The sequence below is a fragment of the Scytonema sp. PRP1 genome (assembly GCF_036697665.2).
Classification (GTDB): domain Bacteria; phylum Cyanobacteriota; class Cyanobacteriia; order Cyanobacteriales; family Nostocaceae; genus Kalymmatonema; species Kalymmatonema gypsitolerans.
Window position 1 is genome coordinate 193259 of record NZ_JBAHYJ020000059.1, and the last position, 16441, is coordinate 209699.

At 42.7% G+C, this 16441-nt stretch carries 14 protein-coding genes; 8 read left to right on the forward strand and 6 right to left on the reverse strand.

What is annotated here, in order from left to right; all coding sequences use genetic code 11:
* Positions 1-7: 7 nt before the first annotated feature.
* The 3 genes from V5G28_RS12060 (at position 8) to V5G28_RS12070 (ending at position 4089) form a co-directional block, all read left to right on the forward strand.
* Positions 8-1177, forward strand: coding sequence for a DUF6014 family protein (locus V5G28_RS12060; protein WP_332997564.1), 1170 nt, complete (start codon positions 8-10; stop codon positions 1175-1177).
* 141 nt (positions 1178-1318) lie between these two features.
* On the forward strand, positions 1319-2056 hold the full coding sequence (locus V5G28_RS12065) for an SDR family oxidoreductase (RefSeq protein WP_332997566.1): 738 nt from the start codon (positions 1319-1321) through the stop codon (positions 2054-2056).
* A gap of 41 nt (positions 2057-2097) precedes the next feature.
* On the forward strand, positions 2098-4089 hold the full coding sequence (locus V5G28_RS12070; RefSeq protein ID WP_332997568.1) for an ABC transporter ATP-binding protein/permease: 1992 nt from the start codon (positions 2098-2100) through the stop codon (positions 4087-4089).
* Between the two features lie 333 nt (positions 4090-4422).
* Here V5G28_RS12070 and V5G28_RS12075 read toward each other — a convergent pair whose 3' ends face one another.
* Entirely contained in the window at positions 4423-4686 is a 264-nt protein-coding gene (locus V5G28_RS12075) for a Ycf66 family protein (RefSeq protein WP_332997569.1), read from the reverse strand.
* A 109-nt stretch (positions 4687-4795) separates the two neighbouring features.
* Positions 4796-6100 (reverse strand): protein kinase domain-containing protein, encoded by a 1305-nt coding sequence (locus V5G28_RS12080; protein WP_332997571.1) that lies wholly within the window; start codon positions 6098-6100, stop codon positions 4796-4798.
* Positions 6101-6415: 315 nt separating this feature from the next.
* Between V5G28_RS12080 and V5G28_RS12085 the strand changes: the two genes are divergently transcribed.
* Positions 6416-7318, forward strand: coding sequence for an alpha/beta fold hydrolase (locus tag V5G28_RS12085; RefSeq protein WP_332997694.1), 903 nt, complete (start codon positions 6416-6418; stop codon positions 7316-7318).
* Here V5G28_RS12085 and V5G28_RS12090 read toward each other — a convergent pair.
* A complete protein-coding gene (locus tag V5G28_RS12090; protein WP_332997573.1) occupies positions 7291-7590 on the reverse strand; it encodes a hypothetical protein in 300 nt (99 codons plus the stop codon). The two genes, V5G28_RS12085 and V5G28_RS12090, sit on opposite strands and share 28 nt — an antisense overlap.
* Before the next feature lie 449 nt (positions 7591-8039).
* On the opposite strand from V5G28_RS12090, the gene V5G28_RS12095 reads away from it, so the two are divergent.
* Both V5G28_RS12095 and V5G28_RS12100 read left to right on the forward strand, forming a co-directional pair.
* Positions 8040-8465 carry a hypothetical protein gene (locus V5G28_RS12095; RefSeq protein WP_332997575.1) on the forward strand — a complete coding sequence of 142 codons (426 nt, stop codon included), beginning with the start codon at positions 8040-8042 and terminating at the stop codon, positions 8463-8465.
* 361 nt (positions 8466-8826) lie between these two features.
* Positions 8827-9111: a hypothetical protein gene (locus tag V5G28_RS12100; protein WP_332997577.1), complete on the forward strand. Its 285-nt coding sequence runs from the start codon at positions 8827-8829 to the stop codon at positions 9109-9111.
* A gap of 389 nt (positions 9112-9500) precedes the next feature.
* On the opposite strand, the gene glgB is transcribed toward V5G28_RS12100, so the two are convergent.
* The 3 genes from glgB to V5G28_RS12115 form a co-directional block, all read right to left on the reverse strand.
* Positions 9501-11789 carry a 1,4-alpha-glucan branching enzyme gene (glgB, locus tag V5G28_RS12105; RefSeq protein ID WP_336230461.1) on the reverse strand — a complete coding sequence of 763 codons (2289 nt, stop codon included), beginning with the start codon at positions 11787-11789 and terminating at the stop codon, positions 9501-9503.
* A gap of 199 nt (positions 11790-11988) precedes the next feature.
* The gene (locus V5G28_RS12110; protein WP_332997579.1) at positions 11989-12306 is read right to left on the reverse strand and encodes a hypothetical protein; all 318 of its coding nucleotides are present in this window, start codon (positions 12304-12306) and stop codon (positions 11989-11991) included.
* A gap of 430 nt (positions 12307-12736) precedes the next feature.
* Positions 12737-12991: a hypothetical protein gene (locus tag V5G28_RS12115; RefSeq protein ID WP_096570814.1), complete on the reverse strand. Its 255-nt coding sequence runs from the start codon at positions 12989-12991 to the stop codon at positions 12737-12739.
* Positions 12992-13469: 478 nt separating this feature from the next.
* On the opposite strand from V5G28_RS12115, the gene V5G28_RS12120 reads away from it, so the two are divergent.
* Both V5G28_RS12120 and V5G28_RS12125 read left to right on the forward strand, forming a co-directional pair.
* A complete protein-coding gene (locus V5G28_RS12120; RefSeq protein WP_332997582.1) occupies positions 13470-14171 on the forward strand; it encodes a hypothetical protein in 702 nt (233 codons plus the stop codon).
* A gap of 274 nt (positions 14172-14445) precedes the next feature.
* On the forward strand, positions 14446-16311 hold the full coding sequence (locus tag V5G28_RS12125) for a peptidoglycan D,D-transpeptidase FtsI family protein (protein ID WP_332997584.1): 1866 nt from the start codon (positions 14446-14448) through the stop codon (positions 16309-16311).
* Positions 16312-16441 lie beyond the last annotated feature (130 nt).

Sequence of the window (16441 nt, forward strand, 5' to 3'; positions counted from 1 at the left end):
TCGAACGATGACAAAAATTTGTGTAGATGAACAAGAATTAACTAAAAAAATAGTCCAAGATATTGAGCAAGATGAAATTGCCAGGTCTGTCAAAAAACTGCGTCAACAGGCGGTAAACTCTAGTGAACTTCCTCAAGCTTGGCTATCAAAGACGGCAGATGCTCTAGAAAATAACGACTGGAGTATCTTATCTGAAGATTTTATCAATATGGATTTTATTGGTAAAAACGGGTATTTCCTAATTGTTGCACCGTACCAAATAAATCGCAAATCTCGACCTAATCTGGCTTTAAGTGCAATTTACGGGAAGATACACAGTAATCAAGAGCCATCTATTGAACAATTAGAAAATCTGATTCGGGAAAAATTTGGCCAATTGAATCAACCAATGCCGATAAACCTTTCTTTTACAGAAATTGCTAGTTGTGGTAATGTCAAAGGTGAAAGTGGTGAAGCCTTTATCGTCCCGAATGGATGGTCTTTTCCTAACAGTGTTCGTGGCCCAGCATTAAACAATGCAAAAGAGCAGCGACGACGTTTTTTAGGCTCTAGCTACGAATGTATTCAAAAAGTATTTGAATACGAAACAGCTAGTTTACTACTAGGCCCCCTAGAGGATGAAATCAATAGTGAACGCTATCGTCACGTAGATACTCAAGTTCATGAAGCAGGGCATGCAAGTGGTTTGGGTTTTGACTTTAAAGACAAGCATCACCTTTTTCAAAACTATTCTTATGCTGGTGTAGAGGAATGGCGAGCTGATAGTTTGGGGTTTGAGTTTGCTGCTTGTACTTTACCTGCTCAAGAAGCTGGAAAGTTAGTAGCTGTCAATTTCTGTATTCGCTTTGGTTTAGATGCTCACCGTTTAGGAGGTCTAGAAAAGGATACCGATGTGTATGCTAGTTTAATCAGCTTAGAACATCTGTTTCAAAATGATGCTATATATGTGACTAAAAATGGTCAATTAGCTTTACGTAATTTGAGTTATCCTGGTTTACTCCAAGCTGTAGAACTCCATCGCGCACAAGCATTATCTCTGACTCGCAGAGAGTTAAATTTGAAAACGCCTACAGGTATTTTCTATCTATATAAAGTAGATATTCACCCATCAACTCAATCAATTTTTCAGGCTTTAGTTATGGAACGCTGCCAAGGTATTTGGGCGAAGTTGCAATAATGAATTTCTCTGTTTTTTGGCTTTGTTACAGAAGTAGAAGTCAACTCAAAGGATGGGGGAGCAGAGGGAACAGAGGGAGAGAAAGTTCTCCTTTTCCCTTTCTATGGACTAATGGCTAATGACTAATTATGGGGTAATTAAATGTTTCAGTCGCTATCAGGTAAGAAACTAATAATCATTGGCGCAAGCTCAGGGATTGACCTAGCGATCGCCACTAAAACATCTCAACTGGGAGCATCGGTGGTAGTATCAGGTCCCTCTCAAGACAAATTACATCAACTCAAGGATTTGGTGTCTTTTGACTTGGAGGCGATCGCCGTTGACATCTTAAACGAAGCTTCAGTCGATGCTCTATTTGAGAAAGTCGGTAAGTTTGATCATTTAGTTGTGACAGCTGTACCAGACAGAAATATGCAGCGATCGCTAATAGCCGAGATGACGACTAAAATTGCTCAAAGCGGGATGGAAAAATTCTGGGCAACTTTCTATGCTGTTCGTGCTGCGGTAAAAAATATAGCCACTGACGGCTCGATTACCTTGACATCAAGTGTCACTATCTCCAAACCTTCAAAACTGGGTGGTATTTCAGTCATAGCTGCCGCAAATGCTGCTGTCGCTGTATTTGGACGCACGTTAGCCTTAGAACTCTCACCGATTCGAGTGAATGCGATCGCTCCTGGAATAGTAGAGGATACAAGCGTACTGACTTATCAAAGCGAGTCCGAGCGAGCAGATCTGTCAAAGTGGGCCGAAGCATCCTTACCTGTTCAGCATCTTGGACAACCAGAAGAACTGGCGCAAGCAGTGTTAAGTTTGATAACAAACCCTTATATGACAGGGGTTATTTTACCTGTGGATGGTGGTGTAACCCTGTTGTAGTCACAACACCAATTGCTTCTGACGATTAAACATTCTAAAATATGCCAACCCAAGTTATTCAAGCTCAACCCACAAAAAATCCTATTTCCAGTTTTATTCAATTTTGGGGGGATGTAAAAATTGTCGCTGGGCCTTATTGGTATCCAACCAACCCAGGAGAAAGAGCATTTTCAGATGTGATTCGTAGCTGGGTAATGTTAATTTTACTTGTGCTACTAATAATCGTGCTGGTAAGTGTAACTGCTTTTAACAGTTTCATTAGCCGCTATATGGTTGATGCTCTTATTCAAGATAAAGATTATTCTAAGTTTATTAATGAATTATCGCTTTATGCTGTTGGGCTTTTTTCAGTAGCGATTGTAACAGGATTTTCTGAATTTCTTAGAAAGCAAATCGCTCTTGATTGGTACAAATGGCTGAATAATCAAGTTTTAGATAAATATTTAAGTAATCGTGCTTATTATAAAATTAACTTTAGTGCCGATATTGATAACCCAGATCAACGTATATCTCAAGAAATTGAACCGATTACTAGTAACGCTCTCAGCTTTTCAGCAACTTTCCTCGAAAAAATCCTGGAGATGGCTACTTTTTTGATAGTTGTCTGGTCAATTTCCCAACAGATTGCTGTTGTTATGGTTGTTTATACGGTTATAGGCAATTTAATTGCTGTTTATCTGAATCAAGAATTAAATAAGCTTAATAAAGAAGAAATTGAATCTAAAGCCGAATACAATTATTCCTTAACTCATATACGAAATCATGCTGAATCGATAGCTTTTTTTCGGGGAGAACAACAAGAAGGAAATATAATTGGTCGCCGATTTAATAATTTTGTCAAGAAAACTGAAAGCAGGATTAATTGGGAGAGAGGAAGGATAATTTTTAGCAGAGCATATCAAGCTGTTATCCAATTATTTCCCTTTTTCGTACTTGGGCCTTTATATATTAACGGTGAAATTGATTTTGGAATACTTGGACAAACTATTTTAGCTTGTCAACTCTTTGGTGGCGCTCTAGGAGACTTAATTAGTGAATTTGGAGTTTCAGGAAATTTTTCCAGTTACACTGAGCGTTTAGCTGAGTTTTCAGGTGCGCTAGAAGCAGTAACTCAACAACCTGAAAATGTCAGTACGATTAAAACAATAGAAGAAAATCATCTTGCTTTTGAGCATGTCACCTTACAAACACCTGATTATGAACAAGTGATCGTTGAAGATTTGTCACTTTCTGTCCAGCCAGGTGAAGGTTTATTAATTGTAGGGCCGAGTGGTCGAGGTAAAAGCTCTTTATTGAGAGCGATCGCTGGGTTATGGAATGCGGGAACCGGTCGTTTGGTAAGACCTCCCTTAGACGAAGTATTGTTTTTACCCCAACGTCCTTATATAATTTTAGGAACTTTGCGCGAACAGTTACTTTATCCTAAGACAAATCGTCAAATGGCCGACGCAGAGCTCAAAGAAGTTTTGCAACAAGTTAACCTGCAAAACTTGCTAAGTCGAATTGAAGGCTTTGATACAGAAGTTCCTTGGGAGAATATATTGTCCTTGGGAGAACAACAACGCCTTGCTTTCGCACGACTATTAGTTACTCATCCCAGGTTCACAATATTAGATGAGGCAACAAGTGCCTTGGATTTGAAAAATGAAGGAAGTTTATATCAACAGTTACAAGCAACGAAAACAACATTTATTAGTGTAGGGCATAGAGAAAGTCTATTTGATTATCATCAATGGGTTTTAGAACTTTCACAAGATTCCAGTTGGCAACTTGTGACTGTGCAGGAATATCGAAATCAAAAAACAATAAATATTCAAAGCACGCCTAATAATGAGTCGCAAAGTCAATCACAAATATTGACGGAAACAATCACAAGTGAAGGGCTTTCTCATAAGAAAATAAGTGAATTAACTAACTATTCTATTAGCACTATCAGAAGTAAGGCAAGCAAAGGAAATTCTATCACTACTAGGGACGGCTTGACGTACCACTATGACAAGAACCCAAGTGTGTTGAAATGGGTGAGAGTTTAGCTGAATTATCACCTATGAAAGAATAGTTTTTTATTTTGATTAGTAAAAATCGCGCTTGCTCAGAACCCCGAGTTTTTTAAAAAGTCGGGGTTCTTGTTGTTGACGAATGAATGACTTATGACCGAATAAGGCAAAAGTTAAAAGTTAAAAGGTAAAAGAAAGAAGAATAAAATTGGTCACAAACCCCTGAATTTCTTCATGGAAAAGAAGGTAAAGATTTTTTTTGAGACACTCATGCTGTGAAAAAAAGGCGTCCTTGCTACAAGCCCCTTGATTCATCTATGGGGTTGTCTTTCTTTTTACTTTTTACTTTTTACTTGGATTGACTCTTCTCTAATTTTTTCTATTTCGTAAAAGCAAGCTTTCAAAAGTGTAAAAAACAGCAGGAAATATCAAAAGAATCAAATTAAATTGTGTTACCCCTTGACTGTATAACCTGTTTGGAAATAGGAGAATGGAACCACAAATAAAAAACACAATAATTAACAAGATATCTTGACGCTGAAATAAATTTGGACGTACAAATGGTACAGCGGATAAAAAGAGTGCTACAGTTATTAAAATAATGCCTAAAGAATTGATTTGATGATTGAGCATATTTGAGGTTTTTGATAGTTTCAAAGTTGAACACAAAAAGTTAACCGCCAACTGATGAGTGATTTGTCGTTAATGGTAAGCACCTCAAAATAATCAAGCAAATTGTTTCTTACTTCCCACGTAAACGAATACATTCAGCGACAGAAAAAACTCCTGCTCCGGCTAGCAAAGATTGACCAATTGGTATTTCTTGAGTGCCAGACCAGCGAGAATCTTGAAATAAAAGAAGTATGCCAGACAGGCAAAACACAACAGCAAAAATGGCATCGTAATCTCGCCCTAATCTGGGATACCAAGAACGTAGAAAAAATAGCCCTGCTCCAAAAGCTACCAGAACAACACCTAGTAATATTAGCCAGGTAGCAGCTTTAAATAAAAATAATCCAAATGCACCGATAAAGGGTAAGAATCTTACCACAGACAGAGTTGGATTGAGCCAAGTAGGTGGTTTCGGGAATACTCGAGAGTGGTTGATTGCACCAGAAACAGGTACTGAGGATGGTTGTTGGGATGGTGCAACAGGTATATTTGACGGAGGCGCAGCGTTATATATGTATGTAGGCGGAATCCATAGTTGCGTTGCTAGTAAGGGATTTGTGAGCTGCTGCAAGTCTTGCAATATTTCTGTGGCTGACTGGTAGCGATCGCGGTAATGATAGCACACCATCCTCTGCATAATCGCCCCCAATCCCGGAGAAACCTGCGCCTGATGTTGCCAAATCACTTCTCCTGTTTCCTGGTTTTCCTGAAATTGAGTTGGTAACAATCCCGTCATTGCTTGGATCGCAATCATACCTAGCGCGTAAATATCACTATTGTGTCGTGGCTTACCTTGCGCTTGTTCTGCTGGCATATAGCCAGGAGTACCAATAGCAACAGTAGCAGTTATAAGGCTTGGAGATGCTACAAATTGAGACCGCATTTGTTTGACTGCACCAAAGTCAATTAAAACTAATTTGCTGTCTTTGTCACGTCTGATTAAATTATCTGGCTTAATGTCGCGATGAATAACATCATAGCTATGTACAAACTCCAAGACACCCAAAACATCTTGTAGCATTTGGATAACTTGGCTTTCAGTCCAAGGTTCACTAACTTGCATTTCCGTGCTGAGTGGACGCCCTACAATCAACTCTTGCACCAAAAAAAAATCTTCATTTTCTTCAAAATAAGCTAACAGACGGGGAATTTGGTCATGATTGCCCAATTGTTCCAAAATTTCCGCTTCGCTATTAAATAAACGTCTAGCAACTTCCAAGTAGTACGCGTCAGAACTCGCACGTTTCAGCAGCTTGAGAACACACTTGGGATTTCCTGGACGGCGTGTATCTTCAGCAATGTAAGTTTGACCAAATCCTCCAGCCCTAAGGACTTGGACAACTTTGTAACGCCCATCTAGTAACTTTCCTAACATTGTATAGCTTATGCGAGTGTTTTCACTACATGATCTTGCCACAAGATCACAAAAGGACTTATGTACTGACGTTTCTGGTGGAGGGGATTGGGGATTGGGGATTAGCCCTTCGACTTGCCAGAGGGCTAACACCGAGCGAAGTCGAGGTGTTAGGGATTGGGGATTAAGGGGTACAACGCGAAAAATTATGCCGGGGAAATATGCCCTCCCAAAGAAAGGAAATTTTTTTCTACACCCTACACCCTGTCGTCTTCAATAACTCTATTTCCAAGCTAAGGGAAAATTGAACAAAGAAGAGTTTAAACTTTATTCATGATGCTCCAGTTTCAACCCCCTGGCTTTGGACAAAAAATTATCAACACCTCCTTGGGGTTGATGGTTTACTATACCCAAACGAATGCACCTTGGTTGATTGCTGAAACTGAAGATTTACCTCCCCTTGTCTTCCTCCATAATTTTGGTGGCGGGGCTTCTGCTTATGAATGGTCTAAAGTTTATCCTGCTTTTGCCCCTACGCACAAGGTGCTAGCCCCAGACTTAATCGGTTGGGGTGAATCTGCACATCCTGTGCGAGATTACCAAATTAGCGATTACTTGACGACGATTGCAGAATTTATCAGACATACTTGTCGTCCACCTGTGACGGTGATTGCGTCTTCATTAACAGCTGGTTTGGCGATTCGCCTTGCTATTGCCCATCCTTTTTTATTCCAAGCACTGTTTTTGGTATGTCCCTCTGGATTTGATGATTTTGGGCAAGGTGCTGGACGTAGACTTCCTCTTCAATTAATAAATACACCGATATTGGACAATCTCATTTATGCTCTGGGCGCAGAAAATGAATTGGCGGTACGCAACTTTTTGCAAAGGTTTCTGTTTGCCAAACCCGAACGAGTTTCCGAAGAAATGGTACAGGCTTACCTAGCCTCTGCACAACAGCCCAATGCTAAATTTGCCGCCTTGGCATTTTTACGGGGTGACCTTTACTTTGACTTAAGCTTGTATATTCAACAACTGACCATCCCTACAGTGATATTTTGGGGTAAGGAGGCACAATTTACCAGTGTTAAGCTAGGACAGCGTTTAGCAAAGTTCAATCTTAGTGCTATTCGAGATTTTCATGCAATTCCAGATGCAGGGGTTCTGCCCCATTTGGAAACACCAGAAATCATGATTGGTTTGTTACAGCGCTATTTATCGCCCAATTCCTCTACTTGAGAAACATCTAAACCCGTGAACCTGGCGACTTGTTCCACTGTCATTCCTGTCTGAAGTAAATTTCGTACCGTTTGCTGCAACTGCGACTGCACTTGTTCAGCGCGTTGGCGTTCAGCTTCAGCGCGTTGATGTTCAGCTTCAGCGCGTTGGTGTTCCTGTTCGGCGCGTTGGCGTTCCTGTTCAGCGCGTTGATGTTCCTGCTGTGCAATCTCCGCAGCAGTAGGTAACAGTTCTCCCTCCAATGTCGCCCAACGTAACCAAACGGTTTCCACTCCTCTATATAGCGCTTCTCACTCGGATGAAATACATATTTTGTGGGGTGGGCATCCTGCCCGCCCTCAATTTAAGACGGGCTAGAAGCCCATCCCACAAGAAAAGGTTGTATTGCACTCAATTAAGAACCGCTATAGTTACCTTGCGATCGCTGCAATGCTAACCCTAATGACTGACTCACCAACTGATTTCGCTTCCAACGGAACCAAGGACATGGCTTTTCACCTGTTGCGTAGCCATTGCGGACTCTTTTATGTTACTTAATTACAGGGATGGAGTGCGATTGCATTCGCAATGCTGAGATTCACTCAAGAAAGTGATCGCTGTGGGTGTTTGTCTGGTGTGATTTTCATAGAGCTTTACTTGAATAAGTTTTAAACACCCTGTTGACATTAACTTTAGTGTATCGTAAAAGTGTACATAGTATTTTTACTGTGGTGCTTACCAAATGAATGTCGTATTTCTTGCTCAGGCTGCTGTAAATTTTTTTCTAGGAAAAGCTCTAGAGGGTGCGCTTCAAAGCATTGGTAGTGATGCCTATAAAGCTAGTGTTGAACGCTTGCGAGGTTTTTTCCAATGGAAATTTGCTGGTAAACCTGAACTTACTCAAGCTGTTGAGAATCCTAAAGCACTTGAGGCACTAGTTGAAAAGAAAGCTACAGAAGAGGAAGATTTCAGAAAAGAACTAGAGAAACTGGTTGTCGAAGTCCAGGAAGCGATAAAAAATACTTCTGGTACTAACTATAATAACGTCGGCTCCATTACCGAACAGAACATAGAGTCAGTTTCTGGTGTCAATGCGGGTCACAACACTGTAGCAGGTCATCAAACAAACGTAGGAGGTAATCAGACTAATCACAACTTTCGTACTTGATTTATCATCACTTCAGGTTCAAAACAAATTTCTTGAAGAACGAATTGAAAACCTTCAAGGAGCTTTAGGCGACTTTGAGCAAAAATACAAAGATATTGCTACTTTTGTTAAAAAGTTTAAGGATGTTATAAGAGAAGAGATAGAAAGCTTAGACTTAACAGAGGAACCTGTTAAATCCATTCTTATTGAAAAATTACAGCAAGTATTTAAGTATGATTTTGCCCTAGAAGATATAGAAAATTCTTACAAAGCTTGCCAAGAAGTTTCTACATGGTTATCCAAGAATCGGAGTAAGTTAGTTATAAAGATCCAAAATCTCATTAGTCAAAGAAAGATTATTTGCAATAAAGTAAATACTTCAGTGCTAGCACCACAGCGAATTGAACAATTCAGCAAAGATATTGAACTCTACCTGAAGTGGATTGGACATTACATGGCAATAGGTGATGCACCCACTCCACTGCCTAACGGGGTAATTAGCTTTGTCTTGCCTCCTGTAGCTTACTTAGAAGTCTTTAAGTTTATAAGAAATCAGATCATTTCTACCAAGAATGGTCTTTCTGAGGAAGCAGTTGTAGAAGCACAAGGTTACTTTGATAGATTTTTGATTGAACCCCTTTCGCAGTTCAATTTTTATGATTCATAGATAGCTATTTAGTATTGTCTGTTTGAACTGCAATGGCTCTGTAATATTATGTATCTCTGCCAGAGGTCCGTAAATCTATGAAGTAATCTCTGGTTAATATAACTTTTTTCTACATCTGATAGATTCTGACACGCTTTTTGTCTATCTTTGTATAGATCGTTTTCTATTTGTGCCAGGAGAGCTTCAAGCTTTTCTTTAGGTGTTTGGTAAGTCATCCGTGATGTTACAATTAAAACAGTGAATACGTACTATTCACTCATTCCTTTTTTATGTGGCATCACCAGGATTCATATTGTAAGATTTCCTTAAATCTCTACGTATAAAGTGTGAAAATCTAATACGTAATAGATTTAACAAGCCAACGGTGGGCATATGCCCACCCTCCTTACTTAAGATTCCATCACCTCTGCTGTCTTCTGCTTATCCAACTTGAGAACCAAAACTCCCAAGGGTGGCAGACATAAATCCAGCGAATAGGGATGATTGTGCAATGACCAATTGTCCGTCCACTTACCACCTAAGTTACCCATATTGCTGCCACCATACTGACGAGCATCGCTGTTGAACAACTCAGTATAAAATCCTAGCTCAGGTACACCGATGCGATAGTGGGAATGGGGTTGAGGTGTGAAGTTGCAAACCACAACAACGAAATTATCAGAATCCTTATCGTGACGGATAAAAGAAACCACGCTGTGGCGGTTGTCGCTACAATCAATCCACTCAAACCCTTCGCGTGCAAAATCTTGGGTGTACAAAGCAGGTTCAGAGCGATAAAGATGGTTTAGTTCTTTGAAAAACTCTTTGAGCTGTTGGTGCGGTTCATACTGAAATAGCTGCCACTCTAAGTCACCCCAGACATTCCACTCACTCCACTGCCCAAACTCCATGCCCATAAACATGGTTTTCTTACCTGGGTGAGTGAACATAAAGGCGAACAAACAACGCACATTTGCCAATTTCTGCCATCTATCCCCAGGCATTTTGCCGATGATATGGCTCTTACCATGCACCACTTCATCGTGGGACAGGGCAAGCATGTAGTTCTCACTGTGGTGATACCACATACTAAAGGTGATGTTGTTTTGGTGGAACTGGCGGAACCATGGATCCATGCTGAAGTAATCCAGCATATCGTGCATCCAGCCCATGTTCCACTTCAAGTTAAAGCCCAGTCCTCCAGTGTAGGTGGGCCAAGATACCATCGGCCATGCGGTAGATTCTTCGGCAATTGAGACAACGCCAGGGAAATAGCTGAAGATACTGTGATTCACCTGACGCAGGAAATCAGCTGCTTCTAAGTTTTCTCTGCCGCCGTACTGGTTGGGAAGCCATTCTCCATTTTCACGGCAATAGTCGAGATAGAGCATGGAGGCGACAGCATCAACGCGAATGCCGTCAATGTGGAATTTATCAAACCAGAACAGGGCATTTGCCACCAGGAAATTCCGGACTTCGTTGCGCGAGTAGTTGAACACGAGAGTCCCCCATTCCTTGTGTTCGCCTTTCCGGGGATCGGCGTGTTCGTAAAGATGGGTGCCATCAAAGAATGCTAAACCATGACCATCTTTGGGAAAGTGACCGGGAACCCAATCTACAATCACTCCAATATCGTTTTTGTGGCACTGGTCAACGAAATACATAAAGTCTTCTGGGCGACCAAAACGCGAGGTGGGGGCGTAATACCCAGTGACTTGATAACCCCAGGAGCCATCAAAGGGATGCTCGGCAACGGGCAGCACTTCAATGTGAGTGTATCCCAAATCTTTGACGTAGGGAATGAGTCGTTCTGCCAATTCCCGGTATGTAAGGAAACGTGCGCCGGGATTAAGTTCTGAAACCATCACCATAGGTTCGGTTTCACCGTTGGGCAATTTGGGTGGTTCTGCACTAGAGCCGTGTAACCAAGACCCTAAATGCAGTTCGTAAACTGAAAGGGGTTGAGTGAGGGGATCGGTGTGACGCCGTTTTTCCAGCCAGTCTTCGTCACTCCATGTGTAGGCATCCAAATCGGTGACAATGGATGCGGTTTTGGGGCGGGGTTCTTGTTGAAAACCGTAGGGATCAGATTTTTCGTAGATGTGTCCTTCGTAGTTTTTGATTTCGTATTTGTAATGCTCTCCTACGCCAAGTTCGGGAATGAATAATTCCCAAATGCCAGTGTGTCCTTTCCGCATCTGGTGTTTGCGCCCGTCCCAGTTATTGAAATCTCCCAGGATTGAAACATTACGGGCGTTGGGTGCCCAAACGGCAAAATAAACGCCTTTAACACCATTGATTTCAGTGGGGTGCGCTCCCAGTTTCTCGTAAATCCGGTGATGGTTGCCTTCGGCAAACAGGTGCAAATCAAATTCAGTCAGCCGGGGAGAAGGGAAAGCGTAAGGGTCATACATGACTCGCTCGTGTTCGCCTTCTTTTATCCGTAACTGGTAATTTGCTAGTTCTTTTGTTTCTATCGTGCATTCAAAAAAGTTGGGATGATGCACCGCTTCCATTGGGTATTCCTTGCGTTCTTCAGGAAGGATCACCCAAGCCGCACTCGCACTTGGTAGGTAGGCACGCACAGCCCAGACGTTTTTGCCATTCTGTTCTATGGGGTGGGCACCGAGTACTTCAAACGGATCTTGATGTTGATTCCAAACGATGCGGTTAACCTGTTCGGGGGCGATCGTGGTCATAGACATGCAGCTACCTACGTTAACTAAAGTGGGTAAGTAAATTTGCTTTGTAAAACATCTATATATATTCTTTACATTTATTTGCAATTTTGTCGTGATAGTCATCGTACCTTGGAGGGAGTCCTTTTGGAGGAGTATGCTTTACCTCGTGTAAAGTACGGAGTGTGAAATGTAGTAAGTTCTTTGATTCATACACGCTTCAAAGATTTAGAAAGGGGAAAAGCTGAAGCAAGGTTTTACGCAGTCGCAGCAGAAAAACTTGATCTTGAATTCGGGGATCAAGTTTTGGGGGTGGGCTTTTTTGCAACTGAGCCTGCAATTGAGCGTATTCGCCAGCGCTCAAAGGCTTACCATCAACAGGCGATCGCGCTGTTGTAATAATCTCGGTTCGCAATATTTCTTCTGGTATCTCTTCTTGTGGCGGTAATGCCATGACCAATGCCCCCCAATGACTGCTCAGCTCCACCAATATGCTAGTACAGACTGTTAAAACCAGAAATCTTATCACCTTTCTCATTTTCTCTCTCTCCCCCAGTCATGAGTTAAGCTGTCACGCCTATAAGAATGCATACTGTTAGCAGCTAGGCGTCTTGCCAGCACTGGTTTTGTTAATGCCGTACCTTATGAATGAGCGAATGCGTGAATTGCTTATTCTCTCCTCCCCTCCCCAATAGCTTAGCTATAAAGAAACCCGGTTTCTCTGTGAAACCGGGTTTCTTGGGTAAGTTGCTGTGAAGATCTGGCAACCTCAAGTGTTGCTATCAGATCACTTTTCCAGACGAGAAACGGAGTACAGGGGATTGTCAAGACAAAGTGTCAGTGAGCGTGACTAATTTATGCACTCTCAAAACTCAGCCATCTACTTTATGGAAATTTGGGAGGTTCAACTCAACCAATGTAGTGAGACGCGCTGCAACAACCTGTTTTGGCTGTTTTGAGACTGCTATTTAGGGGGACTTGGTTGGGGTGGCGGCAGGACTAGCTGCGCCACCAGCACCAGCACCAGCACCAGCACCAGGGCTAGCTGCGCCACCAGCGGGAGGGGTAGTGCCAGTATCTGCTGGTTCCGCAGGTGAAGTAGCGGCACCTCCAGCGCCCCCAGCGCCCCCAGGAGCATCGCCGCCGCCACCACCACTATCACAGGCTCCGAGAGCTGCTGCCAGACCCAAAATTAAAGCAAAACTAAGGATTTTTATTTTCATAACTCCTCTTTCACCAATTGCGGCAATAACAATTTTAGCCTGTTGACTACGATACCTTATTTGTTGCTTTTTTTTAAGCAACTTGAGATGACAGATTTAAACAAAATGTTTTCGCTTGTTGTAAAGTCACTCAATCGTTCAGGGTAGTATTAGCAAATTAAGTCACTAAGGGCGATATCATAGCAAAAATTGCGTTTTTTTTTCACACCTCTTGCTTATAGTGGCAATGCGTTGCCATACTTTATAAATGCGATACCTGAACACCTTGAGTGTTCAGCGGCAATTCCATTCATTGCCAAGAAATCTGATTTCTTCCGTCAAACTAAGTTTCTTGGGAATGGGAAGATTGGTGCGCCTACCTATCAGAATATATTGATTGGGTGTAGGGTGTATTTGTTGGTTATTGCCCGAAAGGCAATAATAACGAGAGTAAAAACAGACAATCATCTAGAATAAAGTATTTTCTATCCAAAAAATTATGGCTGTTGCTCGCAAATCAGATGTTTCTGCAACGGGCAGTGGGTTCCGGACAGCAGTGAGAAGTGGCAGAAAACGTCGCTCTGCTCCCCGACCAAAAGAGTCCACTCAACCACCAGAAAATCCTCCACAGACACCGCAGTTCAGAACTCCCCAAGCCGTTCTGCCTGCCTTGTCTACATCAGTATCCTCTAGAAAACTAAGGCATTCGTCCAAAAATTTATCAGTTTCTGCACGGCAGATGGCAAGGGAAGCTTCCAGCGCCAAGACACAAACAACATCCGTGCCAGATCCTAGCAAACAAAAAGCCTCAAGCGTCCCTGTGATGCCATCTGCTGAGTCTTTCCCTTCGTGGTTGCTGCGCCTTTTCGCCTTACATCGTCATTCTTCAATTATCGCGTTTTTGTTAGTCGCTACGACGCTTGTAGTTTATGGTTGGACTGTATATTCCCAACAACTTTGGAGTCAGGCATACCGCAAGCGGCATAACTTGGAACGCTATGAGCGGCAGTTGATGACAACCAACGAGGTGCTAAAAAACCAAATGGCGAAAGAAGCAGAACGCCCACCAGCCAAGCTGGTATCGCCAACTCCGGCAGGGATGCTTTTCTTGAAGAGAGCACCTATTGAGCCTAACCCAGTACTTAACAGAACGCCAAATTCAGAAATACAACAGCAAACCCCCAATCCAGTGGGGTATTAGTGAAAAGTCAAAAGTCAAAAGCCAAAAGCCAAAAATAATAACTTTAGACTGTTGACTTTTCACTTTGGACTCCGCACAGCGGTTGGGCTAAACCTGCTCAAATCTGCCCAATCTTCATTAAATCTATGAGCATGACGATACGGAATTGGGGCGGCAGTGGTGCGGGTATTTATACAAAAACCCCTCAACACCCAACGAGCTAAGGCGCACCACTTGCCAAGATTGGGCAGATTTGAGTAACGAGGCGTGAAGGGGTGGACAAAGGATTATATTCATGCAAAAGTCACCAAGCAGAACAAAATTTAAAAAGTTTAACTTTCCGAAACCAGAATTTACCAGACGACAGCAGAAGGGTTGGAGACGAGAGTTCAACAGCAAACCTGACCAGACTCAAGAGCAAGCACCCAACACCAAATTCAGACTGTTTATTGTTTGGAGCTTTCTGATTGCTGCTGGCGTAGGGCTGGGTGTTAACTTGTACAACCTGCAAATCGTGCGCGGACCAAAGCTCACACAAAAGGCGCGAAACCAGCAAATGGTGAATTTGCGACCTTTTATGCCTCGTCGCCCAGTGGTCGATCGCAATAAGGATTTGCTAGCAATTGACCGTCCCGTGTATACTTTGTACGCCCATCCCAAACTCTTTGAAAAGTCTAATCACCAGATGGCAGAACAGCTTGCGCCAGTACTGGCTCAAGACGCTGCTGAATTAGAAAAAAAGTTTGAAAGTAAAAAAACCGGGATCACACTTGCTTCGGCATTACCAGAAGAAATTGCCGATCGCGTTTCTTCATTCCACCTCAATGGCTTAGAGTTAATTCAAAAATACTCGCGATTCTACCCACAGCAGGATTTGGTAGCAGAAGTGGTAGGCTATGTGAATCTTGACCGTCGCGGTCAGGCTGGTGTGGAGTACAGCCAAGAGAAGTTACTAGAACGTTCTATGCAGACGGTACGACTCAGCCGAGCAGGTAACGGGGCGCTGATGCCAGATTATGCTCCAGAGGGTTTTCTCAATTCTGATGATATGCGGCTGCAACTCACTATAGATAACCGCCTGCAAAGAGTTGCCCGCTTTGCCCTTAAAGAACAAATGGAAAAGTACCGGGCAAAGCGAGGAGCAGTCATTGTTATGGATGCGTGGGATGGTTCCCTACTCGCCTTAGTTTCTCAGCCCACTTATAACCCAAATGAATATTCTAAAGCCGATATCTCTCTATTTAAAAATTGGACGGTAGCAGATCTGTATGAACCAGGTTCAACGTTCAAACCTTTAAATGTGGCGATCGCTTTGGAAGCTGGCGTCATTAAACCTGAAGATGTGTTTAATGACCCCGGTTACATTCAAGTAACTGACCGAACAATCAGGAATGCTGAAAACAAACGTTACGGGCGGATCAACATCTCTCAAATTCTGCAACACTCAAGCAACATAGGCATGGTGCAAATCATTCAAAGATTGCAGCCTTCTGTCTACTACGGTTGGCTGGAACGCTTGGGGCTAGGGCAAAGCGTTGATGATACTGATTTACCCTTCACTGTAAACAGTCAGCTAAAACGTCAGGAAGAATTTCTTGCCACGCCAGTTGAACCAGCTACAACCTCCTTTGGTCAAGGCTTTTCACTGACAGCGTTGCAACTGGTACAAATGCACGGAGCTTTAGCCAATGGGGGCAAATTGGTCACACCTCACGTAGTCCAGGGGCTGATAGACACCAAAGGGCAGGTTCACTATTCACCCAATCGAGCTACTCCGCGCCAAATATTCTCACCCACGACCACCCTAAAGGTGGTAGAGATGATGGAAAGTGTAGTCGATGACGGCACAGGAAGAGCATCGCAAATTCCTGGGTACCGCATTGCAGGCAAAACCGGCACAGCCGAAAAAGCCAGTCGCGCTGGTGGCTACATCAGCGGAGCTAAAATCACCAGCTTCGTGGGTATCTTACCTGTAGAATCGCCCCGCTACGTCGTATTAGCATTGGTTGATAACCCAAAAGGAGAAAATGCCTATGGTAGTACTGTAGCCGCACCCATTGCTAAGTCAGTCATGGAAGCACTGATTACCATTGAACAGATTCCACCGAGTAAACCAGTGCCTCAAATACCCGCCAATCAAGCACCTGTCAGTCCACGTTGAGGACAAGGAGAGCGGGGAGACAAGGAAGCAAATTCTCCCTTGTCCCCCTTGTCCCCATCTTCCTCTGTGCGCCTCTAGACTGAAATATTTCATCAAGAAATTAATTTTTCTTTATCACCTGTGGGAGAGG

Bases quoted from the DNA above. Each gene is read 5' to 3' on its own strand.
- glgB (WP_336230461.1), bottom strand. From the start codon at position 11,789: ATGACCACGATCGCCCCCGAACAGGTTAACCGCATCGTTTGGAATCAA.
- V5G28_RS12110 (WP_332997579.1), bottom strand. From the start codon at position 12,306: ATGAGAAAGGTGATAAGATTTCTGGTTTTAACAGTCTGTACTAGCATA.
- V5G28_RS12125 (WP_332997584.1), top strand. From the start codon at position 14,446: ATGCAAAAGTCACCAAGCAGAACAAAATTTAAAAAGTTTAACTTTCCG.
- V5G28_RS12060 (WP_332997564.1), top strand. From the start codon at position 8: ATGACAAAAATTTGTGTAGATGAACAAGAATTAACTAAAAAAATAGTC.
- V5G28_RS12065 (WP_332997566.1), top strand. From the start codon at position 1,319: ATGTTTCAGTCGCTATCAGGTAAGAAACTAATAATCATTGGCGCAAGC.
- V5G28_RS12075 (WP_332997569.1), bottom strand. From the start codon at position 4,686: ATGCTCAATCATCAAATCAATTCTTTAGGCATTATTTTAATAACTGTA.
- V5G28_RS12080 (WP_332997571.1), bottom strand. From the start codon at position 6,100: ATGTTAGGAAAGTTACTAGATGGGCGTTACAAAGTTGTCCAAGTCCTT.
- V5G28_RS12085 (WP_332997694.1), top strand. From the start codon at position 6,416: ATGCTCCAGTTTCAACCCCCTGGCTTTGGACAAAAAATTATCAACACC.
- V5G28_RS12070 (WP_332997568.1), top strand. From the start codon at position 2,098: ATGCCAACCCAAGTTATTCAAGCTCAACCCACAAAAAATCCTATTTCC.
- V5G28_RS12120 (WP_332997582.1), top strand. From the start codon at position 13,470: ATGGCTGTTGCTCGCAAATCAGATGTTTCTGCAACGGGCAGTGGGTTC.
- V5G28_RS12095 (WP_332997575.1), top strand. From the start codon at position 8,040: ATGAATGTCGTATTTCTTGCTCAGGCTGCTGTAAATTTTTTTCTAGGA.
- V5G28_RS12115 (WP_096570814.1), bottom strand. From the start codon at position 12,991: ATGAAAATAAAAATCCTTAGTTTTGCTTTAATTTTGGGTCTGGCAGCA.